The sequence below is a fragment of the Streptomyces sp. NPDC007088 genome (genome assembly GCF_042869355.1).
Lineage (GTDB): Bacteria > Actinomycetota > Actinomycetes > Streptomycetales > Streptomycetaceae > Streptomyces.
The window spans coordinates 206,858-228,513 of the sequence record NZ_JBIAFO010000006.1 but is presented as its reverse complement, the minus strand read 5'-3'; the positions used below and the strand labels follow the sequence as shown (position 1 = coordinate 228,513).

19 protein-coding genes and 1 pseudogene are annotated in these 21,656 nt (G+C 73.2%); 13 read left to right on the top strand and 7 right to left on the bottom strand.

Features of this window, described 5'->3' with window-relative positions; all coding sequences use genetic code 11:
• Window position 1: 1 nt before the first annotated feature.
• The 7 genes from ACFYMP_RS12340 to ACFYMP_RS12310 all read left to right on the top strand — a co-directional run bounded on the left by ACFYMP_RS12340 (window position 2) and on the right by ACFYMP_RS12310 (window position 5,894).
• Window positions 2–1,357, top strand: coding sequence for a sulfate adenylyltransferase subunit 1 (locus ACFYMP_RS12340; protein ID WP_388854819.1), 1,356 nt, complete (start codon window positions 2–4; stop codon window positions 1,355–1,357).
• Window positions 1,357–1,503: a hypothetical protein gene (locus tag ACFYMP_RS12335; protein ID WP_388854816.1), complete on the top strand. Its 147-nt coding sequence runs from the start codon at window positions 1,357–1,359 to the stop codon at window positions 1,501–1,503. The genes ACFYMP_RS12340 and ACFYMP_RS12335 overlap by 1 nt, the downstream gene beginning before the upstream one ends.
• 166 nt (window positions 1,504–1,669) lie before the next feature.
• Window positions 1,670–2,785, top strand: a complete 1,116-nt coding sequence (locus ACFYMP_RS12330; RefSeq protein ID WP_388854813.1) for an aliphatic sulfonate ABC transporter substrate-binding protein — start codon at window positions 1,670–1,672, stop codon at window positions 2,783–2,785.
• A gap of 72 nt (window positions 2,786–2,857) precedes the next feature.
• The gene (locus ACFYMP_RS12325) at window positions 2,858–3,649 is read left to right on the top strand and encodes an ABC transporter ATP-binding protein (RefSeq protein WP_388854810.1); all 792 of its coding nucleotides are present in this window, start codon (window positions 2,858–2,860) and stop codon (window positions 3,647–3,649) included.
• Complete coding sequence (locus ACFYMP_RS12320; protein ID WP_388854807.1) at window positions 3,636–4,535, top strand: ABC transporter permease; 900 nt, start codon at window positions 3,636–3,638, stop codon at window positions 4,533–4,535. Before ACFYMP_RS12325 ends, ACFYMP_RS12320 begins: the two co-directional genes overlap by 14 nt.
• Window positions 4,536–4,542: 7 nt before the next feature.
• Entirely contained in the window at window positions 4,543–5,331 is a 789-nt protein-coding gene (locus ACFYMP_RS12315; RefSeq protein ID WP_388854804.1) for a sirohydrochlorin chelatase, read from the top strand.
• Window positions 5,332–5,375: 44 nt separating this feature from the next.
• Window positions 5,376–5,894 carry a GNAT family N-acetyltransferase gene (locus ACFYMP_RS12310; protein ID WP_388854801.1) on the top strand — a complete coding sequence of 173 codons (519 nt, stop codon included), beginning with the start codon at window positions 5,376–5,378 and terminating at the stop codon, window positions 5,892–5,894.
• 66 nt (window positions 5,895–5,960) lie between these two features.
• Here the strand turns inward: ACFYMP_RS12310 and ACFYMP_RS12305 are convergent, their stop codons facing one another.
• On the bottom strand, window positions 5,961–6,968 hold the full coding sequence (locus tag ACFYMP_RS12305) for a ketopantoate reductase family protein (protein ID WP_388854798.1): 1,008 nt from the start codon (window positions 6,966–6,968) through the stop codon (window positions 5,961–5,963).
• A gap of 151 nt (window positions 6,969–7,119) precedes the next feature.
• Here ACFYMP_RS12305 and ACFYMP_RS12300 point away from each other — a divergent pair, with 151 nt between their 5' ends.
• A complete protein-coding gene (locus tag ACFYMP_RS12300; RefSeq protein ID WP_388854795.1) occupies window positions 7,120–8,091 on the top strand; it encodes an acetylxylan esterase in 972 nt (323 codons plus the stop codon).
• Between the two features lie 132 nt (window positions 8,092–8,223).
• On the opposite strand, the pseudogene ACFYMP_RS12295 reads toward ACFYMP_RS12300, so the two are convergent.
• The 3 genes and pseudogenes from ACFYMP_RS12295 to ACFYMP_RS12285 form a co-directional block, all read right to left on the bottom strand.
• Window positions 8,224–8,415, bottom strand: a pseudogene (locus ACFYMP_RS12295) (DUF1697 domain-containing protein); the annotation flags it as partial.
• A 116-nt stretch (window positions 8,416–8,531) separates the two neighbouring features.
• Window positions 8,532–9,734 carry a CDP-alcohol phosphatidyltransferase family protein gene (locus ACFYMP_RS12290; protein WP_388854792.1) on the bottom strand — a complete coding sequence of 401 codons (1,203 nt, stop codon included), beginning with the start codon at window positions 9,732–9,734 and terminating at the stop codon, window positions 8,532–8,534.
• A 402-nt stretch (window positions 9,735–10,136) separates the two neighbouring features.
• A complete protein-coding gene (locus ACFYMP_RS12285; RefSeq protein WP_388855164.1) occupies window positions 10,137–10,520 on the bottom strand; it encodes a MarR family winged helix-turn-helix transcriptional regulator in 384 nt (127 codons plus the stop codon).
• A 157-nt stretch (window positions 10,521–10,677) separates the two neighbouring features.
• Here ACFYMP_RS12285 and ACFYMP_RS12280 point away from each other — a divergent pair, with 157 nt between their 5' ends.
• Window positions 10,678–11,769 carry a hypothetical protein gene (locus ACFYMP_RS12280; RefSeq protein ID WP_388854789.1) on the top strand — a complete coding sequence of 364 codons (1,092 nt, stop codon included), beginning with the start codon at window positions 10,678–10,680 and terminating at the stop codon, window positions 11,767–11,769.
• A 148-nt stretch (window positions 11,770–11,917) separates the two neighbouring features.
• The gene (locus ACFYMP_RS12275; protein ID WP_388854786.1) at window positions 11,918–12,769 is read left to right on the top strand and encodes a phosphotransferase enzyme family protein; all 852 of its coding nucleotides are present in this window, start codon (window positions 11,918–11,920) and stop codon (window positions 12,767–12,769) included.
• Window positions 12,770–12,895: 126 nt separating this feature from the next.
• Here the strand turns inward: ACFYMP_RS12275 and ACFYMP_RS12270 are convergent, their stop codons facing one another.
• A complete protein-coding gene (locus tag ACFYMP_RS12270; RefSeq protein ID WP_388854783.1) occupies window positions 12,896–13,618 on the bottom strand; it encodes a MerR family transcriptional regulator in 723 nt (240 codons plus the stop codon).
• Between the two features lie 63 nt (window positions 13,619–13,681).
• Here ACFYMP_RS12270 and ACFYMP_RS12265 point away from each other — a divergent pair, with 63 nt between their 5' ends.
• A complete protein-coding gene (locus tag ACFYMP_RS12265; protein WP_388854780.1) occupies window positions 13,682–14,197 on the top strand; it encodes a DUF6194 family protein in 516 nt (171 codons plus the stop codon).
• Window positions 14,198–14,504: 307 nt separating this feature from the next.
• On the opposite strand, the gene ACFYMP_RS12260 is transcribed toward ACFYMP_RS12265, so the two are convergent.
• Together ACFYMP_RS12260 and ACFYMP_RS12255 are read right to left on the bottom strand one after the other, a co-directional pair.
• Window positions 14,505–15,230 carry an exonuclease domain-containing protein gene (locus ACFYMP_RS12260; protein ID WP_388854777.1) on the bottom strand — a complete coding sequence of 242 codons (726 nt, stop codon included), beginning with the start codon at window positions 15,228–15,230 and terminating at the stop codon, window positions 14,505–14,507.
• A 123-nt stretch (window positions 15,231–15,353) separates the two neighbouring features.
• Window positions 15,354–16,604 (bottom strand): SAV2148 family HEPN domain-containing protein, encoded by a 1,251-nt coding sequence (locus ACFYMP_RS12255; RefSeq protein WP_388854774.1) that lies wholly within the window; start codon window positions 16,602–16,604, stop codon window positions 15,354–15,356.
• A 322-nt stretch (window positions 16,605–16,926) separates the two neighbouring features.
• On the opposite strand from ACFYMP_RS12255, the gene glgX reads away from it, so the two are divergent.
• Together glgX and treY are read left to right on the top strand one after the other, a co-directional pair.
• The gene (glgX, locus tag ACFYMP_RS12250) at window positions 16,927–19,044 is read left to right on the top strand and encodes a glycogen debranching protein GlgX (RefSeq protein WP_388854771.1); all 2,118 of its coding nucleotides are present in this window, start codon (window positions 16,927–16,929) and stop codon (window positions 19,042–19,044) included.
• Window positions 19,045–19,176: 132 nt separating this feature from the next.
• Window positions 19,177–21,624: a malto-oligosyltrehalose synthase gene (gene treY / locus ACFYMP_RS12245; protein WP_388854768.1), complete on the top strand. Its 2,448-nt coding sequence runs from the start codon at window positions 19,177–19,179 to the stop codon at window positions 21,622–21,624.
• Window positions 21,625–21,656 lie beyond the last annotated feature (32 nt).

Below are 21,656 nucleotides of genomic sequence, written 5' to 3'. Positions count from 1 at the left end.
CATGACCAGCAGCACCGCACCGGCCTCCGCCGCCGAGGCCCTCGACGCGAGCGCCACGACCCTGCTGCGCTTCGCGACGGCCGGCTCCGTGGACGACGGGAAGTCGACGCTCGTCGGCCGGCTCCTGCACGACTCGAAGTCGGTCCTGACCGACCAGCTGGAGGCCGTGGAGCGCGTCTCGCTCGGGCGCGGGCAGTCCACCCCGGACCTCGCGCTGCTCACCGACGGGCTGCGCGCCGAGCGCGAGCAGGGCATCACGATCGACGTGGCCTACCGCTACTTCGCCACCCCGCGACGCAGGTTCATCCTGGCGGACACCCCGGGGCACGTGCAGTACACGCGGAACATGGTGACGGGCGCCTCGACCGCGGAACTCGCCGTGGTCCTCGTCGACGCGCGCAACGGCGTCGTGGAGCAGACCCGCCGGCACGCGGCGGTCGCGGCGCTGCTGCGGGTCCCGCACGTCGTGCTCGCCGTCAACAAGATGGACCTCGTGGACTACGCCGAGCCGGTGTTCGCCGCGATCGCCGAGGAGTTCACGGCGTACGCCAAGCGGCTGGGCGTCCCCGAGGTGACGGCGATCCCGATCTCGGCGCTCGCCGGGGACAACGTCGTGGAGCCCTCGGCGCGGATGGACTGGTACGGCGGGCCGACCGTGCTCGAACACCTGGAGACGGTCCCGGTCAGCCACGACCTGACCGGCTGCCCGGGGCGTTTCCCGGTGCAGTACGTCATCCGGCCGCAGACCGCCGAGCACCCCGACTACCGGGGGTACGCCGGTCAGGTGGCCTCCGGGGCGCTGCGGGTGGGCCAGCGGGTCACCGTACTGCCCTCGGGGCGGACCTCGACGATCAGCGGGATCGACGCGCTGGGCCACGTGGTGGACATCGCGTGGGCCCCGCAGTCGGTGACGGTCCGCCTCGCCGACGACCTGGACGTCTCGCGCGGCGACCTGATCGCCCCGGCCAAGGACGCCCCGCCGGTCACGCAGGACGTGACGGCGACGGTGTGCCATGTCGCGGACCGGCCGCTGACCGTGGGCCACCGGGTCCTGCTCAAGCACACGACGCGCACCGTCAAGGCGATCGTCAAGGAGATCCCGTCCCGTCTCACGCTGGACGACCTCTCGCAGCACCCCTCGCCCGGCCGGCTCACCGCCAACGACATCGGCCGGGTCGTGGTGCGCACCGCCGAACCCCTCGCGCTGGACGCGTACGCCGACTCACGGCGCACCGGTTCCTTCCTGCTGATCGACCCGGCGGACGGGACGACGCTGGCGGCGGGCATGGCCGGGGAGTCCTTCGCCGAGCCCACCGCCGAGGCCGCCACCCCCGAGGACGAGGGATGGGACTTCTGATGACCACCGCACCGGTGTCCCGGCGACCGGGCTGGGCCGCACTGCCGGCCGCCCGGGACATGTACGCCGGTTTCGCCAAGGAGGGCGGCCGGGTCGGCAGCGGCGCGCTGGGCGCCGGGACCGGGGGTGTCGCGCGATGTGTGTGACCCACGGCCCACGCCGTTCCGTGCCCCGCCGGCCGCTCGCGCGGCGCCGCCCGTTCCGTCCGTACCACTCGATCCGCCGAAGACCAGCCGACCTCCCCGGCACCTCCTGAACCCTCCCCCTCCCGGGGGAGTCGCGAGGTCCGGGCCAACGAGAGGACCCCCTCCCGTGCCTGCCATCCGCCTGCGCCGCACGCTCGCCGCAGCCGCCGCTCTGCCCCTGCTCGCCGTCGCCCTGACGGCCTGCGGATACGGTTCCGACTCCGACGACGGCGACGACTCCGGCTCCAAGGCGCCCGCCGCGGCCGGTGCGAAGAAGCTCTCCGCCGACAGCGTGAAGCTCGGCTACTTCCCGAACCTCACGCACGCGACCGCGCTGGTCGGCATCGAGAAGGGGCTGTTCCAGAAGGAGTTGGGCGGCACCTCCATCAAGCCGTCGACGTTCAACGCGGGACCCTCCGAGATCGAGGCGCTCAACTCCGGCTCGATCGACATCGGTTTCATCGGCCCCTCCCCGTCGATCAACGGCTACGCCGCCTCGCAGGGCAAGAGCCTGCGCATCATCGGGGGTTCGGCCTCCGGTGGCGTCAAGCTCGTGGTGAACCCGAAGAAGATCAAGAAGCTCGACGACCTCAAGGGCAAGCGGATCGCGACCCCGCAGCTCGGCAACACGCAGGACGTGGCCTTCCTCAACTGGATAGCCCAGAAGGGCTGGAAGGTCGACGCGCAGAGCGGCAAGGGCGACGTCTCGGTGGTGCGCTCCGACAACAAGGTGACGCCCGACGCCTACAAGTCCGGTTCCATCGACGGGGCCTGGGTGCCGGAGCCGACCGCCTCGAAGCTCGTGTCCGAGGGCGCGAAGGAGCTGCTGGACGAGCGGGACCTGTGGCCGGACAAGAAGTTCGTGATCACCAACATCATCGTGTCGCAGAAGTTCCTGAAGGCCCACCCGGACGTCGTCGAGGCGGTGCTGCGCGGTTCGGTCAAGACGAACGCGTGGATCAACGCCAACAGTGACGAGGCCAAGGAGGCCGCGAACCAGGCGCTGGAGAAGCTGAGCGGCAAGCCGCTGCCCGCCGAGCAGCTCGACCCGGCGTGGAAGTCCATCGAGATCCTGGACGACCCGCTGGCCGCGACGCTGGAGAGCGAGGCCGACCACGCGGTGAAGGCCGGACTGCTCAAGAAGCCCGACCTCGCCGGGATCTACGACCTGCGCCCGCTCAACAAGGTGCTGAAGGCCGAGGGCGAGCCGGCGGTGGACGACGCCGGTCTCGGCGTGAAGTAACCGCGCCCTTCCCCGGCAGAGCAGTTCGCCGACCACTCCCCCAGCCCAGAGCCCCCAGGAGGTGACGGACCTGTGGCGACCACCTTCGCCAAGGCCGAGGACGACAGTGCCCGGACGGAACACGCGGCCCGTATCGCGCACGTGTCGAAGTCCTTCCCGACCCCCGCCGGGCGCCAACTCGTGCTGGACGACATCACGCTGGATGTCGCGCCCGGTGAGTTCGTGACCCTCCTGGGGGCCTCGGGCTGCGGGAAGTCGACGCTGCTCAACCTCGTCGCGGGCCTGGACCAGCCCTCGGCGGGCACCATCGGGACCCCGGGCGGCCGGCCCGCCCTCATGTTCCAGGAACACGCCCTGTTCCCGTGGCTGACGGCCGGCAAGAACATCGAACTCGCGTTGAGACTGCGGGGGGTGCCGCGTCCCGAACGCCGTCCGCGCGCCGAGGAGCTGCTGTCCACGGTGCGGCTCCAGGACGCGTACGGGAAGCGGGTGCACGAGCTGTCGGGCGGGATGCGGCAGCGGGTGGCGCTGGCCCGCGCCCTCGCCCAGGACAGCCAACTGCTGCTGATGGACGAGCCGTTCGCCGCCCTGGACGCGATCACCCGGGATGTGCTGCACGACGAACTGACCCGGGTGTGGCGCGAGACGAACCTGTCGGTGCTGTTCGTGACGCACAACGTGCGCGAGGCGGTCCGGCTGGCCGAGCGCGTCGTCCTGCTGTCCTCCCGGCCGGGCCGGGTGGCGCACGAGTGGACGGTCGACATCCCGCAGCCGCGCCGTATCGAGGACACGGCCGTCGCCGAGTTGTCCGTCGAGATCACCGAGCAACTGCGTGGGGAGATCCGCCGCCATGGCCAGCACTGAGATCAAGGACGCCGAGCGGGCGAGGGAGTCCGAGGAGGCGGGCGACCTCGCGGGGCTCGACGCGCTGGAGACGGTGCAGTCCAGCCGCCGCACCACGGTGCGCGACACCCTCGTCCACAAGGTGCTGCCGCCCGTGGTGTCGGTCCTCCTGGTCCTGGCCGTGTGGCAGGTCCTGGTGTGGGCACAGGTCACCGACTCCTACAAACTGCCCTCCCCCTCGGCGGTGTGGGACGAGGTGGCCACCGCCTGGAGTGAGGGGACGCTGCTCGGCTACATCTGGACCAGCGTCTCGCGCGGCCTGCTCGGCTTCGCGCTGGCCCTGGTGATCGGCACCCCGCTCGGGCTGCTCGTGTCGCGGGTGCGGTTCGTGCGCGCGGCGATCGGGCCGATCCTCTCCGGGCTCCAGTCGCTGCCCTCGGTGGCCTGGGTGCCGCCGGCCGTGCTGTGGCTGGGCCTGAAGCCCTCGATGATGTTCGCGGTGATCCTGCTGGGCGCGGTGCCCTCGATCGCGAACGGGCTGGTCGCGGGCGTCGATCAGGTGCCGCCGCTCTACCTGCGGGCAGGGCGGACGCTGGGCGCGACGGGGCTGCGCGGTACGTGGCACATCGTGATGCCGGCCGCGCTGCCGGGATACATCGCGGGCCTCAAGCAGGGCTGGGCCTTCTCCTGGCGTTCGCTGATGGCGGCTGAGATCATCGCCTCCTCGCCCGACCTCGGGATCGGCCTCGGCCAGCTCCTGGAGAACGGCCGCACCAACAGCAGCATGTCCATGGTCTTCCTCGCGATCCTCCTGATCCTGATCGTGGGTATCGCCATCGACCTGCTCATCTTCAGCCCGCTGGAGCGGCACGTGCTGCGTTCGCGCGGGCTCCTCGTCAGGAACTGAGCCGCCCATGAGCATCCGCCCCGCCCCGTACCGCCGGCCCGCCCTGCTCGTCGTCGCCCACGGAAGCCGCGATCCACGCCACTGTGCGACGGTGCGCGCGCTGGTGCGGCGGGTGAGGCGGCTGCGGCCCGGTGTGCGCGTGGCCACCGCCTTCCTCGACTTCGACACCCCGTCGGTGCCGCAGGCCCTTCAGCGGCTCGCGGCGCAGGGCGTGGACGAGGTCGTGGCCCTGCCCCTGCTGCTGACCCGCGCCTTCCACGCCAAGGCGGACATCCCGGCCGTCCTGGAGGAGTCGCGCCGTCTTCTGCCCTCGCTCCGGGTGCGCCAGGCGGAGGTACTGGGGCCCTCGCCGCTGCTGACGGCGGCCCTGGAACGCCGCCTGGCCGAGGCCGGGGCGCTGCCCGGGGAGCGCTCCGTGACGGGCGTCGTCCTGGCCTCGGCGGGCTCCTCGGACCCGGAGGCCATCGCGGTGATCGCGGACGTCGCGCGGCAGTGGCGGCACACCGGCTGGCGCGCCGTGCGGACCGCGTTCGCCTCCGCCTCGCTGCCGCGCACCGAGGACGCGGTACGGGAACTGCGCGCGGCCGGCTGCGCGCGTGTCGCGGTCGCCCCCTACGTCGTGGCCCCGGGCTTCCTCCCGGACCGCATCGCGCGCGGGGCCCGTGAGGCGGGCGCCGACGTCCTGGCGGGGGTGCTCGGACCGGCGCCGGAACTGGCCGCGCTGCTCGTACGGCGCTACGAGAAGGCGGCCCACGAGGTGCCGAACCGGCCCCAGCCGGCTCTCGCCGGGGCTTGATCCCGCCCTGACCTCAGTCGAACACAGGTACTACGCTTTCGCGAATGACGCCTGAACTGCGCACGGAACGCCTGCTGCTGTCCCCCTACAGCCGCGCCGACGAGGCCGACTTCGTGGCACTGTTCCAGACGGCGACCGTGGGGCGCTGGTTCGGCGACGGCATGCGGACCGAGCAGGAGGACCGCGCGGTCTTCGCCCGCATCTTCGCCCTCGTGTACGCCGAGGAGCGCTTCCCGGTGTGGGCGGTGCGCCGCGAGGGCCGCTACGTCGGCCACGCCGAGATCAAGCCGTCCCCCGAACCCTGGCTGGACGGCCACGAGATCGTCTACGGCCTCGACCCGGCCCACCAGCGCCGGGGCCTGGGCACCGAGGTGGCACAGGCCCTGACGGCGTACGGCCACCAGAACCTGCGCCTGCCCGAGGTGCACGCCACGGTGGACGCCGAGAACGCGGCCTCCCTGGCCCTCCTCAAACGCCTCGGCTACGTCCACGTCCGCGACATCACGGAGGAGGACGGGCGCGTCACGTGCCTGCTGACGTCGAGGGCGGCGGACACCCCTTAGGGACGGTCCGCCCGCGCCCCCGCCTCGGTCCCGGCGCGGAACGCCCGCCGTGCCCGGCCCGGCTGTTCAGCGCGCCCGCTCGATCCGCTCCCGTACCTCCCGGGCGCTCAGCGCCCCGGGCTGCCTGCCGGTGCGGGCGCTGTCGTTGGCGAGGGCGGCCAGGGTCGCGTTGACGGGCGTGGGGACGCCGTGCAGCCGCCCGAGGAGGACGATCTCGCCGTTGAGGTAGTCCGCCTCGATGGTGCCGGTGCCCCGGACGAGGCTCTGCCAGGAGGAGCCGCCGCCGCGCGGGGCGCCGGGCAGGGCACGCTGTTCGACGCGGTCCCCGCGCACCGCGCGCATCTCGTCCTCGGAGGCGAAGTCGAGTCCGGCGGCGGTGAGGACCCGGGCGCCCTCCTCGCGGGCGGCGTCCAGCAGGGCGAGCTGGTCCTCGTCGGAGAACGGGCCGGTCACGGCCTCCAGGGCGTTGGCGAGGTTGCCGAGCAGCTTCGCGTACTTCCAGCGCATCACGTCCCCGGGCAGCGGCGCGTCGAAGTGGGCCTCCCCGAGGTCGGCGGCGATGGCCTCCTGGGCCGGGTCCTTGCCGCCGGCCGGGTAGGTGCCCAGGTGCAGGATGCCGGTGAGCGGGGCGCCGCCCGCCGAGACGAGGCCGGGCTCCAGGTAGGTGGAGGGCAGCCATACGCACACACCGAGGACCCGCCGGAAGCGGCGCAGCGCCATCCGTTCGTTCTCCACGCCGTTCTGCGCGCACAGCAGCGGCAGCCGCTCCCCCGCGGTGGAGCCGCCGGCCACCGGCCGGTGCGCCCAGTCCTCCAGGGCCGCGGTGGTGTCCTGCGTCTTGACGGCGAGAACCAGGACGTCGTCGGCGCGCAGTTCACCGAGCGCGCCGGGTCCGTCCACCGCGGTCAGCCGGTGCGTGTGGTCGCCGTCCGGCGTGACGAGCCGCAGCCCCCGTTCGCGCAGGGCGGTGAGGTGGGCGCCGCGGGCGACGAGCACGACCTCCCGGCCCGCCTGGGCCAGCCGGCCGCCGATCGTGCCGCCGACGGCACCTGCTCCGATGATGATGTAGCGCATGGCCAGAGCCTGTCACGCGGCGGGTTCCCGCACCAGGGGGTTCTGCCGGGCTGGTCAGCGGGGTGGCGGGGGCCGGGCGAGGTCTTCTGCGGGCGCGGCGTTTTCCGTACGGTGTGGCCTTCGGTCCCTTCTTCGATCAAGGTGGCTCACGATGGCCCTGTTCGACTTGCCGCTCGACCAGTTGCGCGCGTACGGCGGTTCCGCCGTGGAACCGGAGGACTTCGACCGGTTCTGGGCACGCACGCTCGACGAGGCGCGGGCGTATCCGCTGGACGCCGTCTTCACGCCGGTGGACACCGGGCTGCGCACCGTGGAGGTGCACGACGTGACCTTCGCGGGTTTCGGCGGGCACCCGGTCAAGGGCTGGTTCGTGGTCCCGGCCGGGGCGAGTCAGCCGCTGCCGCTCGTGGTCGAGTTCGTCGGCTACGGCGGTGGGCGCGGGCTCGCGCACACGCATCTGCTCCTCGCCTCGGCGGGTTTCGCGCACTTCGTGATGGACACCCGGGGCCAGGGCGCGGGCTGGGGCGGCGGCGACACCCCCGACCCGGTCGGCAGCGGCCCCTCCTTCCCCGGCTTCATGACGCGTGGGGTGGAGGACCCCGACGCGTACTACTACCGGCGGGTGTTCACGGACGCGGTACGCGCCGTGGAGGCGGCCCGCTCGCATCCGCTCGCGGACGCCGCGCGGACGGCGGCCGTCGGAGTCAGCCAGGGCGGCGGCATCACGCTCGCGGTCGGCGGGCTCGTCCCCGACCTCGTGGCCCTCGCCGCCGACGTGCCGTTCCTGTGCGACTTCCCGCGCGCGACGACGCTCACCGACCGCAGGCCGTACCGCGAGATCGGCGACTACCTGAAGGTCTTCCGGGACCGCGCCGAGCAGGTACGGCGCACCCTGAACTACTTCGACGGGGTGCACTTCGCGGCGCGCGGCCGGGCACCCGCGCTGTTCTCGGCGGCGCTGGAGGACCAGACCTGCCCGCCCTCGACGGTCTTCGCCGCCTTCAACGCGTACGCGAACGAGCGGAAGGCCATCGAGGTGTACGAGTTCAACGACCACGAGGGCGGCGGCCACCAGCACGAGGCGGCCCGGCTCGCGTGGCTGCGTGCGCGGTTGGAGGGCTGAGGGCACCGGGCCCGGCCCGCGCTCAGTCGGTCCGCGCGCTCTCCTCGGCCATGGCCGGCAGCTTGAGCAGGGTGTTCCAGGTGCGGGTGGTGCCGGCCAGGACGCGGGTCGGCCCAGGGCGGCCGCGTCGATCCCCGCGGAACGCTCCTCGCTCACCGGCCCGTCGTAGCAGGTGACATGCAGCCGGGAGCCCTCGAAGGAGCCCGGCGGATACGGGTTGGCCTCGACGACGGCGCGCGGGTACGGCGCGGTGCGCGCCAGCACCGGGACGGTGGGGCCGCAGCGGTCGGCGAGGGCGCTGGACAGCTCCTCGGCGACCGCCATCGGCACCTTGTTGCGCGGGCCGAGGTTGGTGCCGCGCGGGAGCGCCACGTACGTCGTCATGCGCCCACGACAGGACCGCCCCCCGCCGGGCCGGCGCGGGCGGGAGGCGCCGGTTCTCAGGAGGCGCGCGTCGACTCCGGCCGGCGGTCCTGCTCCACGGCGGGGCCGGTGGCCATCCCCTCCGCCCCGGCCGCGCGCGGGACGGGCAGCGGCAGGGAGGCGAGGGTACGGCCGAAGTCCCGGGTGGACAGCAGCAGTTTGTAGATGATGGCCAGCTCGAAGAGGAGCAGCAGCACTCCGGAGACGATCGTCGCGCCCCACACCACGTCGAGGAGCGGACCGACGACGAAGACGCCCATCTGGAACTCGATGCCGCTGATCAAGTGTGCCCGGATACGGCGGCGCAGGAGGAAGGAGCGCAGCCGCAGGTAGAGCGGGAAGCGCCGCCGGAACTCCTGCTGGAGATCGATGACCTGCTTCTTGCGCGCCGGCCGTGCGGAGTACCCGGCACCGGCGGCGAGGGCGGGGCCGGCCGCCGCGGGGTCCGCCGCCGCTACGGAGTCCGACGCCTCCCGCCTGCCGTACCGGCTCCCCGCGTCCCCCGCCTCGTCCGCGTCGTCTGCCTCGTACGCGTCGTCCGCCTCGTCCTGCGCGTCCTGCGGGCTCTGTGCGTCCTGCGCGCCGGTGCCGGTCGCCGCCTCGCCGGCCGGGGCGCCGTCCTCGGCCCGCGCCGCCTGCCGGAGGTCCTGTTCGATGTCGGCCTCGGGGTTCGCGCGGAGCATGTCCTCCATGAAAGCGACCTGTTCGCCGTTCTCCGCCCGGCGGGCGGCGCGGATGCGGGTCCTGATCTGTTTGCGCATCGTGAGCCGGGTCTTGAAGATCTCCAGCGCGTTGATGTAGCGCAGCCCGTCGCAGAAGACCACGACGGCGGCCAGCCAGATGTACCGCGTCTCACCGGTGCGGTGGTACTGCCCGGCCATCAGCGCGACCGCGCAGGCCGCGACCCGCACGCGGTCGAAGACGTAGTCGAGCCAGGCCCCGAAGACCGACCCCCGGCCGGTCAGCCGGGCGAGCTTCCCGTCCATGCAGTCCAGGACGAAGCTGAGGTGGTAGACCACGGCGCCGAGCGCGATCCACCGCCAGTCGCCCAGGGCGAAGCAGGCCGCCGCGCCGAGGCCGAGGACGAGGGCGGCCCAGGTGATCTGGTTGGGCGAGACCCGGGTGTGGCGCGCGGTGAACCGGACCAGGGGCGTCGCCACCGGGTCGACCAGCAGCACCGTCCACCACGCGTCACGCTTCTTCTGTGTGAGGCGCCGCACCTCCCGCAGGGGAGGAACGTCCTCGCGGCCAAGGGAACGAGGGTTCCCGGCCCCGGCCGGTTGCCCGGCCGGCCGTGCGGATTCCGCCACGAGACGCGCGGACCCACCGGCCGGTCGCGCGGATTCACCACTTCCCCTGGTGGATTCGCCCGGCCCGCGCGGTAATTCCTGCCGACTGCCCATCATTCCCCCTGTCGTGGTCCGGAGTTCACCTCACGGTAGGAATGCGTTCATCCGCACCGCAAGGCGTTCCCCGTACAACCTTCGGACCGGACAACCGGTCTTCTCGGCACCACGGTCTGTAGCGGCCGTGGGTTTTTTCGCCGCCGCGCATGATCCGGGGGTGGGCCGGCCGCTATTCGCCCGCGCGCGGCCCGAACGTTATTCGCCGGGCGTCTCTCGTTATTCGGCGGAGCGGTTGTAGTGCTGGAGATAGCCGGCGAACCGGGCCAGGTCGTCCGCGTCCCAGCCGGCCAGCCGTTCGCGGAACACGAGCCGGCGGGCGTCACTGACCTGCGCGAGCACGTCCGCCCCGTGCGGGGTCAGATGCAATACGTGCACGCGCGCGTCCACCGGGTCCACCCGCCTCTCGACGAGACCGGATTTCTCCAGGCCCGAGACCTGCCGGCTGATGGTCGACTTGTCGAGCATGTAATGCGTGGCGAGATCCGTCGCCCGGCAGCCCGGCTGGTATTCGAGATGACTGAGCAGCGTGAAGGAGACGAAGGACAATTCCGGGTGCATATGAGCCGCGAGCGCACGGGCGCGCCGGGCGAATGCCGTCATCTCGCGCTGGATGATCTCCAGCACCTCGTTCCTGTCCTGCGTCACGCGGTCCATCCTCTCACCCATTTGGTTGTACAGTACAACGTAACCCTGTGGTTGTATTTAGCAACCATCCCGCCTCGCCGCCCCGACCGGGCGGCCCGCACAGGAGTCCTTGATGAGTTCAGCCGGATCGCCGGTCGCCAAGGGGGCCTTCGACCTCGCCGCCGTGCGGCATGTCCTGCTCCATCTGCTGACCCCGATGCTCATGTGCCTCGGCATGGGCCTCGCCTACCTCGGCGCCTTCGTCACCCCGTCCCCGAACCACCTCCCGGTGGCGATCGTCGGCTCGGGACCGGAGGCGAAGGTCCTGGCCCAGACCGTGCACGACAAGGCCGCCGCCCGGGGCGAGTCGGTGGACGTCAGCACCGTCGCCGACCGCGCGCAGGCCGGGCACCGGCTCGCCGAGCAGGACCTCGCCGGGGCCTTCGTGCCCTCCCCGAAGGCGCCCGAGCTGCTGGTGGCGAGCGCCTCCTCGGATATGAGCGCGACCGCCGCGCAGAAGGTCTTCACCCCGGTCGCCACGGCCCAGGACAAGCCCCTCAAGGTCACCGACCTGGCACCGCCCGCGCACGGCGACCCGACGGGTCAGGGGGTGTTCTTCCTGCTCGTGGCGGTGAGCATCGGCTCCTACGCCTCCGTCGCGGTGCTCGGCGGGGCGGGCGCGGCGCTGCGCATGCGCGGCCGGGCGGCGCTCGTGGCCGGCACCTCGTTCGTGGTGAGCCTGATCGGCGCGGCCCTGGCCGGTCCCCTCTTCCATCTCGTCTCCCGGGGGCTGTGGGGGGTGTGGGGCATGGCCTGGCTCTACTCGGCGGGCATCCTGTTCCTCGGCGTGGGGCTGCACACCTTCCTCAAGCGGTGGACGACGCTCACCATGATGGTCCTGTTCGTCATGCTGAACTTCACCAGCTCGGGCGGGCTGTTCCGTCCCGAGCTGCTGAACGGCTTCTTCGGCGCCCTGCACTCCTTCTGGAACGGCGCGGGCTTCGTCGAGGGGGTCCGCGGCCTCGTCTACTTCGACCACCACGGCCTGGGCGGGCACCTCGTGACCCTGACCGGATGGCTCGTGGCCGGTCTGCTCGCGACGGGCGTGGCCGCCGTGTGGGAGCGCAGGCAGCGAACGCTCAGCCCCCGGCGGGAGGAGCCGGCCGCCCCGGGCGCCGCGTACGAGGAGCGCGAGGAGGAGATGGAGGAGTCGGTCGGGGTGTGAGCCCCGCGGGCGGGCGGTACGCCGGGAGTCCCGGCGCACCGCCCGCCCTCCTTCCCGTCCCCGGCCCGCGCAGTGGGAGACTGGCGCCCGGTACGACAGGCACGGAAGCGGGCACCGGAGCGGCCGGGCCCGGTTGTGGAGGCGGACGATGGACGAGTCGCGGGCACGAGAGGTACTGGCCTCGGCGGGTCTGCCCCCAAAGGCGGAACTGGTGGCGCTCGGCGAGAACGCCGTCTTCCGCGCCGACGAGCTGGTCGTCAAGGTGGGCCGCGCCCCCGAACTGCTGGAGCGGGCCCGGCTGTCCCTGCGCATCGCGGGCTGGCTGGAGGAGTCCGGCGTCCCCGCGGTGCGCGCCGCCCACCGCGAACCGCTGCTCGTCGAGGGCCACCCGGTGACGCTGTGGCACCGTCTTCCGCAGGCCAGCCGCCCGGCAGGGCCACAGGACCTGGCCGGTCTGCTGCGGCGGGTGCACGCCCTGCCCGCCCCCTCCTTCGCGCTGCCCCGGCGCGAACTGCTCGGCGGCGTGGAGCGCTGGCTGCGACTGGCCGGGGACGCGATCGACCCCGAGGACGCCGCCTTCCTGCGCGATCGCAGGGACGGCTTCGAACCGGCCGCGGCCGCGCTGACCCCGCATCTGCCGCCCGGCCCGATCCACGGCGACGCGCTGCCCCGCAACGTGCTCGTGGGCCCCGGCGGCGCGGTCCTCTCCGACCTGGAGACCTTCTCCTTCGACCTGCGCGAGCACGACCTCGTGGTGATGGACCTCTCCCGCGACCGCTACGGGCTGCCCGAGGAGACGTACGAGACCTTCGTGGCCTCCTACGGCTGGGACGTGCGCACCTGGGAGGGGCGCGCCGTACTGCGCGGGGCGCGGGAGACGGCGAGCTGCGCGTGGGTCGCCCAGCACGCCCCCAGCAGTCCGGCGGCGCTCCAGGAGTTCCGCCGCCGCGTCGCCTCGCTCAGGGACGGCGACACGTCGGTGCGCTGGCTGCCCTTCTGAGGCCCCGGGGCCGGGCGGGCGCGGCCGCACCGACCGGGCAAGGACCTTCCGCGCTCCGCCCGCGCGCTCCCCGCCTGCGGCGCCTGCGGCCGCGGTGCCCGGCCAGGTCGAGCACCGCGCAGGGCTTCAGGACGGAGCCGCGCAGGCCAGAAGGGCGTTGAGCGCGGTCGCGGCGTCGAGGAGGGCACGGGAGCGAGCCGCGAGGCCCGCCTCCCGGGCCCTCAGCGCGGCCCGCACCTCTTCCGGCCCGCGCCCGAGCCGCAGGGCCGGCATCAGGCCCCCGAGCGCGTCGACGCCGTACCCGGCGGCCCGCAACTGGTGCACTATGCGGGCGTCCCGGACCTGAGCCGGCGTGTACCGGCGCCGCGCCCGTGGGGGCAGCCGGTCGGGAACGACGAGCCCCGTCGCGTCCCAGTGCCGCAGGGTCGAGGGGCGCACCCCGAGCGCGACGGCGAGTTCGGAGACGCTCATCGCGTCGGAGGGGCGCACGTCCCCGGCCGGCTCGGCGGAGACCGCCTCGACGGCCTCCTCGGCGAGCCGTGACTGCGTGCGTTCCCTCTCCAGCCGGGCGTGTTCCGCGTCGAGAAGGGCGAGTACCTCCGAGACCGGGCACCGGTGCACGGCCCGGACCAGGCGTCTGGCCCCGGCCGGTCCCGTGGCGACCGCGAGGGCGCGGTACGCCTGGGCGGAACGCGGGTGCGCCTCTCCGTAGATCCGGTGGCCGGCCGCTGTACGGCCCGCCGGCGGCAGCACCCCGGCACGCTCCAGATCGCGCACCTGCTGGACGGAGTACCCGGCGCCCCTGGCCACATCGACGGTGCGCGGAACCGATGACTTGAGAGTGGGCACCCGCCGCTCCTGTGTCCTCCGGGTCGAAGCCTCCACAAGCACCTTGATGAAACGCTTGAGGACATGAGCCCTCAGGACATGACCGTCGAAGAGATCGTCGACTTCGTGCAGGACCTCCACGGTGTCCTGACCGTCAGACCCGCGCCCGGCGACGGTTCACCGGCGATCGGCTGGGGGGACGTGTTCTTCTTCTACGCGCCCGACGGCGTCGTACCGCAGGCCTCCCAGCCGTTCGCGACCGTCGTGACGAAGGACTACCCGGGCGACGAGAGCTCGCGGCTGGACCGCCCGGACGCGTTCCGCGTCAGTGTCGCGGCCCCCAGGGAAGACTTCCTCGCGTGGACCGGCCACACGCCCCGCGACCGGTCCGGCGAGAACCACGACCGGTCCGGCGAGAACCGCGAGCCGGGCGCCTTCGACACCGTGACGGCGCACCCCGTCTACGCCTCGGCCGGCTGGCTCGCGGTGGTGAACCCGGGCCCGCGCACCGCCACGGCGACCCGCACCCTGCTCCTCGACGCCTGGCGCGCCGCGCGGGCACGCCACGAGCGGCGTACGGGGTCGGGGGCGAGGCCGTGACCCCTCGTGCCGCGGTGTGAAAGGCCGTCACCCGGCCGTTCGCGGAGGCGTGGGCGGCCGTCCGCTGCGGCTCGCCCCCCGCCCACCGGGGTGAGGACGGTTCCGAAGGCCCGTCTGCGGCAGCGGCTTTGACCTGCCAGTCGAACCGCGCGCTGATCCGCGTCGCCGGCAGCTTCAGCCCGGCCACCCCACCGGAGTCCGCCGTGGCCTCGGTACCCTTCGCGAGGCCGTGGGCGCTTCCGCCACAGGCGGCGGCCCAGGACCGCCCCTCCACCTCGTCCTTCAGCCGCTCAGTCGCTCCACTCCCTCAGTCAGCCGCCCCGCGCGGCCTCGGGACGACGGGCCAGGCCCGCTCGACGACCGCCGCCGGGTCAGCGGTGCGGCGCAGGTACGCCTGGAGGGAGGCCGACTGTTCGGCGGCGGCGCGCACCTGGAGTTCGTGGAGTTCGGTGAGGGGCAGCGCGCCGACCGGGGTGTGCTTCTCGGCGATCCTGCGGACGACGCGGGCGGCGGCGACCGCGTCGGCGCGCGCGTCGTGGGCGTCGTCGAGCGGGACGCCGTAGTGCGCGCACAGCGCCTGGAGGGCGCGGCGGCCCTTGCGGTACTTGTCGACGTGCTTGTCGATGACGAGGGGGTCGACCACCGGGGCGGGCGCACCGCCGAGCCGTTCACCGAGGGAGGCCAGTCCGTGGCGTACGCACTCACGGTCGAGGAGGGAGAGGTCGTAGCGGGCGTTCATCACGACGAGCGGGCCGCCCGCGCGCAGGACACCCGCGACGGTCTCGGCGATCTCCTCGACCGCCGCGGCGGCCGGGGCGCCGTGCGCGCGGGCGTGGGCGGTCGAGACGCCGTGGATCGCCGTGGCCTCCGCCGGTATCGCCACGCCCGGATCGAGCAGCCAGGTGCGTTCGCTCGCGACGGCTCCGTGTGCGTCGATCCCGATCACCGCCGCCGTGACGATGCGGTCGGTCTCGATGTCGGTGCCCGTGGTCTCCAGGTCGAAGCCGGTCAGCAGCTTCTGGTACCAGCCCATGGCGGCCCCCTCGTGTCGTGGTGCGTCCCCCGTGCGGTCCGTCGCCTCGTGATGCCCCACCTTCGCACGCGGCTCTGACAACGGGCCGGAGCGGGGGCGCGGGGCCGGGGGCAGCGGCCCCGGTCAGGAGACGGGGCGCGCGTCCGCCCAGGTCGCGTCGAACTCCTCGCGGTAGGTCTCGAACAGCCCGGGGTCCTCCGGTGCCGGCCCGCCCGCGTCGCCCTTGACGAGGCGTCGGCCGCCGCGCAGGACGAGCACCGGGGCCTCCATGCCACGTGCCCGGCGCAGATAGGGCTGGACGACGGCGACGCCGTTCGCGGTGTCGCCGTCGACGAGGTAGGCGTTGAAGCGGGGCGTCTCGTCGAAGACCTGTATCTCGAAGGCCCCGGGGTCGCGCAGCCGCGCCCGCACGCGGCGCATGTGCAGGATGTTCATCTCGACGGAGCGGCTCAGTTCACCCCTTTTGAGGCCCAGTTCCCGTTCGCGTCGTTTGACGGAGCTGCTCGCGGGGTTGAGGAAGAGCAGCCGGGTGCGGCAGCCGCCCTCGGCCAGGCGGACGAGACGGCGCCCGGAGAAGTTCTGCACGAGCAGGTTGAGGCCGATGCCGATGGCGTCGAGCCGCCGGGCCCCGCCGAACAGGTCCTCGGCGGGCAGTTGCCGCAGCAGCCGCACCCGGTCGGTGTGGACCCCGACGACGTCGGCGTACTGGTCGCCCACCAGATTCTCGACCGCGTCCACCGGCAGCCGCCGTGAGGAGGGGCCCCCGGAGCCGGAGGACAGGATCTCCAGGAGGCGGGCGGAGGCGCGTTCGGCCTGGGCGAGGACGGTCGGGTTCAGGGCCCGGTTGCGGGAGACGACGTTGCGGGCGACCTCCAGTTCGTCGAGGACCAGCTCGACGTCGCGCCGGTCCTCGAAGTAGGGCTCGAAGCAGGGCCAGTGCTGCACCATCAGCTCCCGCAGCTGCGGGAGGGTGAGGAAGCTGAGCACGTTGTCGTCGGCGGGGTCGAGGAGGTAGCCCTTGCGGCGGCTGACCTCGCGCACGGCGACGGCCCGCTGCACCCACTCCTGACCGGCCGGGCCGGCCGCCGCGATCACCCAGTCCTCACCGTGCACGGGGACGTAGACGGGCCGCAGGACGGCGGCGACGACGGCGCGCAGCCGCTGCTCGACGAGGTTGAGCCAGACGTAGGCGCGCCCGGCGCGCTGGGCGCGGGTGCGCACCTCGCGCCAGTCCTCGGGCCCCCACTCCAGCTCGGGACCGATCTGGGTGCCCGCGTCCATGGGCCGCGCGAGCGACACCGCGCCCGCCGGGGTGTCCCCGGAGCCTCCCTCGCCGCCCCCGTCACCAGATGGCAGCTCCAGCCCTCCCGACACCCGCGCACCGCCCCTTCCTCCGGCCCCTGGCGGGCCTGTCGTCCCCTGTTCAACGATCAAGGAAGGGTACTCCGGACGGCCGCGGGGCGCAGCCGGATGACCGAGGCTCGCGCGGGGTGAACGCCCGGTGGCCCTTACCCACGGAGGGGCGCCCCCGCTCACCGGATGGCCGTATTCCGCTTATTCGGCGGACGGAAGCTGCGTACAGAGGTGTGGTACCGGGGGGAGTGGGACAGAAGTCCTACGCGGTAGCCCCAATTTCGGGGAGACTCAGGCCGAAGTGGCCCCTTGTCCTCGGGCCGGAACTGGAAGAGTCGAGTACATGCAGCTCTGGCCTGGTGAGGCATATCCCCTCGGCGCCACATACGACGGCGCCGGTACGAACTTCGCGGTCTTCTCGGAGGCCGCCGACCGAATCGAACTGTGCCTGTTGCACGACGACGGCTCGGAGACCGCGGTCGAACTGCGGGAGTCCGACGCCTTCGTGCGGCACGCCTATCTGCCCGGGGTGATGCCCGGTCAGCGCTACGGCTTCCGGGTGCACGGGCCGTACGCCCCCGACCGGGGGCAGCGCTGCAATTCGGCCAAGCTCCTGCTCGATCCCTACGCCAAGGCGGTCAGTGGGCAGATCGACTGGGGCGAGGCGGTGTACGGATACCACTTCGGCTCGCCCGACAAGCGCAACGACATGGACTCCGCCCCGCACACGATGGCCTCGGTCGTGGTGAACCCCTACTTCGACTGGGGCGACGACCGGCCGCCGCGCACCGACTACCACCGCACGGTGCTGTACGAGGCGCACGTCAAGGGCCTGACGATGACGCACCCCGCGCTCCCGGACGAGCTGCGCGGTACGTACGCGGCGCTCGCCCATCCGGCGATCATCGAGCATCTGACGGAACTGGGCGTGACGGCGCTGGAGCTGATGCCGGTGCACCAGTTCGTCAACGACCACCGGCTGGTGGACGCGGGCCTGTCGAACTACTGGGGTTACAACACGATCGGCTTCTTCGCCCCGCACAACGCGTACGCCTCCTGGGGCGACCGGGGGCAGCAGGTGCTGGAGTTCAAGTCGGCGGTGCGGGCCCTGCACGAGGCGGGGATCGAGGTGATCCTCGACGTGGTCTACAACCACACGGCGGAGGGCAACCACCTGGGCCCGACGCTGTCCTTCCGGGGCCTGGACAACACCTCGTACTACCGGCTGACGGACGATCCCAAGTACTACATGGACACGACGGGCACCGGGAACTCGCTGCTCATGCGGTCCCCGCACGTGCTCCAGATGATCATGGACTCGCTGCGGTACTGGGTCGTGGACATGCATGTGGACGGTTTCCGCTTCGACCTCGCGGCGACGCTCGCGCGGCAGTTCCACGAGGTGGACCGGCTGTCGTCCTTCTTCGACCTCGTGCAGCAGGACCCGGTGGTCAGTCAGGTCAAGCTGATCGCGGAGCCCTGGGACGTGGGCGAGGGCGGCTATCAGGTGGGCAACTTCCCGCCGATGTGGACCGAGTGGAACGGTAAGTACCGGGACACGGTGCGCGACCTGTGGCGCGGGGAGCAGCGGACCATCGCGGAGTTCGCGGGCCGGCTGACGGGCTCCTCGGACCTCTACCAGGACGACGGGCGGCGTCCGCTGGCCTCGATCAACTTCGTCACCTGCCACGACGGCTTCACGATGCACGACCTCGTGTCGTACAACGACAAGCACAACACGGCCAACGGCGAGGACAACCGGGACGGCGAGAGCCACAACCGGTCCTGGAACTGCGGGGCCGAGGGCGAGACGGACGACCCGGACATCCTGGAGCTGCGGGCGCGGCAGATGCGCAACCTCATGGCGACGCTCATGCTGTCGCAGGGGGTGCCGATGATCAGCCACGGCGACGAGTTCGCCCGCACCCAGAACGGCAACAACAACGCCTACTGCCAGGACAACGAACTGTCCTGGGTGCGCTGGCCGGAGCCGGGCGAGGAGGAGTCGACGCAGGCGGCCTTCACCCGGGCCATGGTGTGGCTGCGCCGCGACCACCCGGTGTTCCGGCGCCGCCGCTTCTTCCACGGCCGGCCCGTCGAGGGCACCCACGACGAGCTGTCGGACATCGCGTGGTTCACCCCCGAGGGCGCCGAGATGGCCCAGCAGGACTGGGACGGGGCGCAGGCCAGCGCGATGACCGTGTTCCTCAACGGCAACGCGATCTCGGAGCCGGGGCCGCGCGGGGAGCGCATCCAGGACGACTCGTTCCTGCTGATGTTCAACGCCTCGCCCGAGCCCCTGGAGTTCCTGGTGCCGGTCAACCACGGCAAGCAGTGGCAGGTCGTCGTGGACACCGCGCGCCCGGACGCGGTACCGCCGGGCACCGGGCGCAAGGTGGCGGCGGGCGAGCGGATCACCCTGACGGACCGCAGCCTGACCGTGCTCCAGCGCCCCGCCTGAGTCCGCCCGTCCAGTCCCCCCGTACGCCCGGTGGTGGCGTACGGGGCCGGACGGTGCCCTTTCGCCGTGCCGTTCGCGCGCGGCGGCGATCAGCCGTGACACAAAGGCCCGGAAAGGGGTACGCAGGTGTCCATGACGTCCGAATCGGGTTCTTCCCCCGCCGCCCCCGGGGCGGTCTTCGCACCGCCCACCGCGACCTACCGTCTGCAGTTGCGGCCCGAGTTCCCCTTCGCCGCCGCCGAGTCCGTGGTGCCCCACGTGGCCTCGCTCGGCGCCTCCCACCTGCACCTGTCCCCGGTGCTTGAGTCGGTGCCCGGCTCACAGCACGGGTACGACGTGAGCGACCACACCCGGGTACGGGAGGAACTGGGCGGGCGGGACGGGCTGCTGGCCCTGGCCCGGACCGCCCGGGAGCACGGGCTGGGGCTGATCGTGGACCTCGTGCCCAACCACATGGCGGCCGTGCCCCGGCACAACCGGGCGCTGTGGCACGTCCTGAAGGAGGGACCCTCCTCCCCGTACGCGCGCTGGTTCGACATCGACTGGGACGGGGCGGGCGGCCGGGTGCTGCTGCCGGTGCTCGGCGGACGGCTCGGGGACGTCCTGGACCAGTTGCGGGTCGAGGACGGACGGCTGCGCTACTACGAGCACTCCTTCCCGCTGCGCGAGGGCACCGAGGCGCTGCCGCTGGAGCAGCTCGTGGACGCCCAGTGGTACCGGCTGGGCTGGTGGCGGCTGGCCAGGACGGAGCTGAACTACCGGCGGTTCTTCACGATCTCCGAGCTGATCGGGGTGCGCGTGGAGGACCCCGAGGTGTTCGCCGCGACGCACGCGGTGGTCCTCGACCTGATGGCGCGCGGCGCGGTGCAGGGACTGCGCATCGACCATCCGGACGGTCTCGCCGACCCGGGCGGCTACCTGCGCACCCTGGGTGAGCGGGCCGCCGCGGCGGCGCCCGCGGGGCACTGGACGGTGGTCGAGAAGATCCTCGCCGACGGGGAGGCCCTTCCGGAGGGCTGGCCGGTGTCGGGCACCACGGGCTACGACGCGCTGCGCCACATCGACGGGCTGTTCGCCGACCCGGCCGGCTACGGGGAACTGCTCGGCCAGTACCGCCGGTACGCGGCCCCGCCCGCCGACCGGGGCGGGGACTGGCCGGCGACGGTGCGCCGGGCCGCGTACAAGGTGGTGACGAGGGAACTGGCCGCCGAGGTCGAGGCGCTGGTGCGGATCGCCGGCCGGATCGCGGCCGGGGACCTGTCGGTGCGCGACCACGCGCCGTGGGCTCTGCGCACGGCGCTGCGCGAACTGCTGGTGCGGGTACCGGTGTACCGCCCCTACCCGGCACGGGACGCGGGCGCCGCACCGGAGGACGTGGTGTCGGCGCAGTCCGCGCAGGAGGCGTCGGCCGCGTTCCCGGGCGCGCAGGAGGCGGAGACCGTCGCCCTGGTCCGCGACCTGGCGCTCGGCCGGCGCGGCGACGGCCCCGAGCACGAGGCGTTCCGGGCGCGGTTCGCGCAGACCGCCTCGGCGCTGCGCGCCAAGTCCGTGGAGGACCTGGCCTTCTACCGGTACACGCCGCTGCTGTCCGCGGCCGAGGTGGGCGGGGACCCGGGGGCGCCCGCGCTGTCCCCGGACGTGTTCCACGCGTACTGCGGGCGGCTCCAGCGGGACTGGCCGCTGACCGGCACGGTGCTCTCGACGCACGACACGAAGCGCAGCGCCGACGTGCGGGCCGCGACCGCCGTGCTCACCGAACGGCCCCAGCGCTGGGCGGACTTCCTCGCCTCGGTCACCGAACGCACCTCGGCCGGTCCGGACCCGGCGCCCGATCCGCACTTCGCGTGGGCGGCCTGGCAGCTCGCGGTCGGCTTCGGCGTCCCGGACCCGGAGCGGCTGGGCGGGGCGCTGCTCAAGCACGTACGGGAGGCGGGGCTGCGCACGAGCTGGACGGAGCAGGACGCGGCGTACGAGGAGGCGGTGACGCGGTTCGTGGCGGCCGGCCCCTGCGGGGCGGCGGCCGGTGAGGTCGCCGAGCTGCGCGCCGAACTCGCCCCGTACGTGCGGGCGAACGTCCTCGGGGCGGCCCTGCTGCACCTGACGATGCCGGGCGTCCCGGACGTCTACCAGGGCACGGAGGCCGAGGTGCGCGCCCTCGTGGACCCGGACAACCGGCGCGAGGTGCCCGATCTCAGCGGCGTCCTGCGGGAGGTGGACAGGAGCGGCGCGCCCCGGGACCTGTCGCAGGAGAAGGTGGCGCTGACGGCGGCGGCCCTGCGGCTGCGCGCGGCGCGCCCCGACTGCTTCGGCGAGGAGGCGAGCTACGAGCCGCTGCCCGCGACGGGCCCGGCGGCCGCGCACTGCGTGGCCTTCGCGCGCTCGGCCCACGCGCTGACGGCAGTCACCCGGTTGTCGGCCCGCCTCGCCGACGCGGGCGGCTGGCGGGACACCGAACTCCCGCTGCCGCCCGGTCGCTGGCGGGACGCGCTGTGGGGGGATAAACGGGTCTTCAGCGGCTCGGTGCGGCTCGCGGAGCTGTTCGCGGGGCGGCCGGTGGGGCTGCTGGTGCGGGAGGGATGAGGCGGGCGGGGGGCGGCCGCTCGCGGCCCGCC

What these genes read in the sequence shown, in the direction of transcription:
- ACFYMP_RS12340 (WP_388854819.1), top strand. Translation starts at nt 2, where the DNA reads ATGACCAGCAGCACCGCACCGGCCTCCGCCGCCGAGGCCCTCGACGCG.
- ACFYMP_RS12335 (WP_388854816.1), top strand. Translation starts at nt 1,357, where the DNA reads ATGACCACCGCACCGGTGTCCCGGCGACCGGGCTGGGCCGCACTGCCG.
- ACFYMP_RS12320 (WP_388854807.1), top strand. Translation starts at nt 3,636, where the DNA reads ATGGCCAGCACTGAGATCAAGGACGCCGAGCGGGCGAGGGAGTCCGAG.
- ACFYMP_RS12315 (WP_388854804.1), top strand. Translation starts at nt 4,543, where the DNA reads ATGAGCATCCGCCCCGCCCCGTACCGCCGGCCCGCCCTGCTCGTCGTC.
- ACFYMP_RS12310 (WP_388854801.1), top strand. Translation starts at nt 5,376, where the DNA reads ATGACGCCTGAACTGCGCACGGAACGCCTGCTGCTGTCCCCCTACAGC.
- ACFYMP_RS12305 (WP_388854798.1), bottom strand. Translation starts at nt 6,968, where the DNA reads ATGCGCTACATCATCATCGGAGCAGGTGCCGTCGGCGGCACGATCGGC.
- ACFYMP_RS12300 (WP_388854795.1), top strand. Translation starts at nt 7,120, where the DNA reads ATGGCCCTGTTCGACTTGCCGCTCGACCAGTTGCGCGCGTACGGCGGT.
- ACFYMP_RS12285 (WP_388855164.1), bottom strand. Translation starts at nt 10,520, where the DNA reads ATGACGGCATTCGCCCGGCGCGCCCGTGCGCTCGCGGCTCATATGCAC.
- ACFYMP_RS12280 (WP_388854789.1), top strand. Translation starts at nt 10,678, where the DNA reads ATGAGTTCAGCCGGATCGCCGGTCGCCAAGGGGGCCTTCGACCTCGCC.
- ACFYMP_RS12275 (WP_388854786.1), top strand. Translation starts at nt 11,918, where the DNA reads ATGGACGAGTCGCGGGCACGAGAGGTACTGGCCTCGGCGGGTCTGCCC.
- ACFYMP_RS12265 (WP_388854780.1), top strand. Translation starts at nt 13,682, where the DNA reads ATGAGCCCTCAGGACATGACCGTCGAAGAGATCGTCGACTTCGTGCAG.
- ACFYMP_RS12260 (WP_388854777.1), bottom strand. Translation starts at nt 15,230, where the DNA reads ATGGGCTGGTACCAGAAGCTGCTGACCGGCTTCGACCTGGAGACCACG.
- glgX (WP_388854771.1), top strand. Translation starts at nt 16,927, where the DNA reads ATGCAGCTCTGGCCTGGTGAGGCATATCCCCTCGGCGCCACATACGAC.
- treY (WP_388854768.1), top strand. Translation starts at nt 19,177, where the DNA reads ATGACGTCCGAATCGGGTTCTTCCCCCGCCGCCCCCGGGGCGGTCTTC.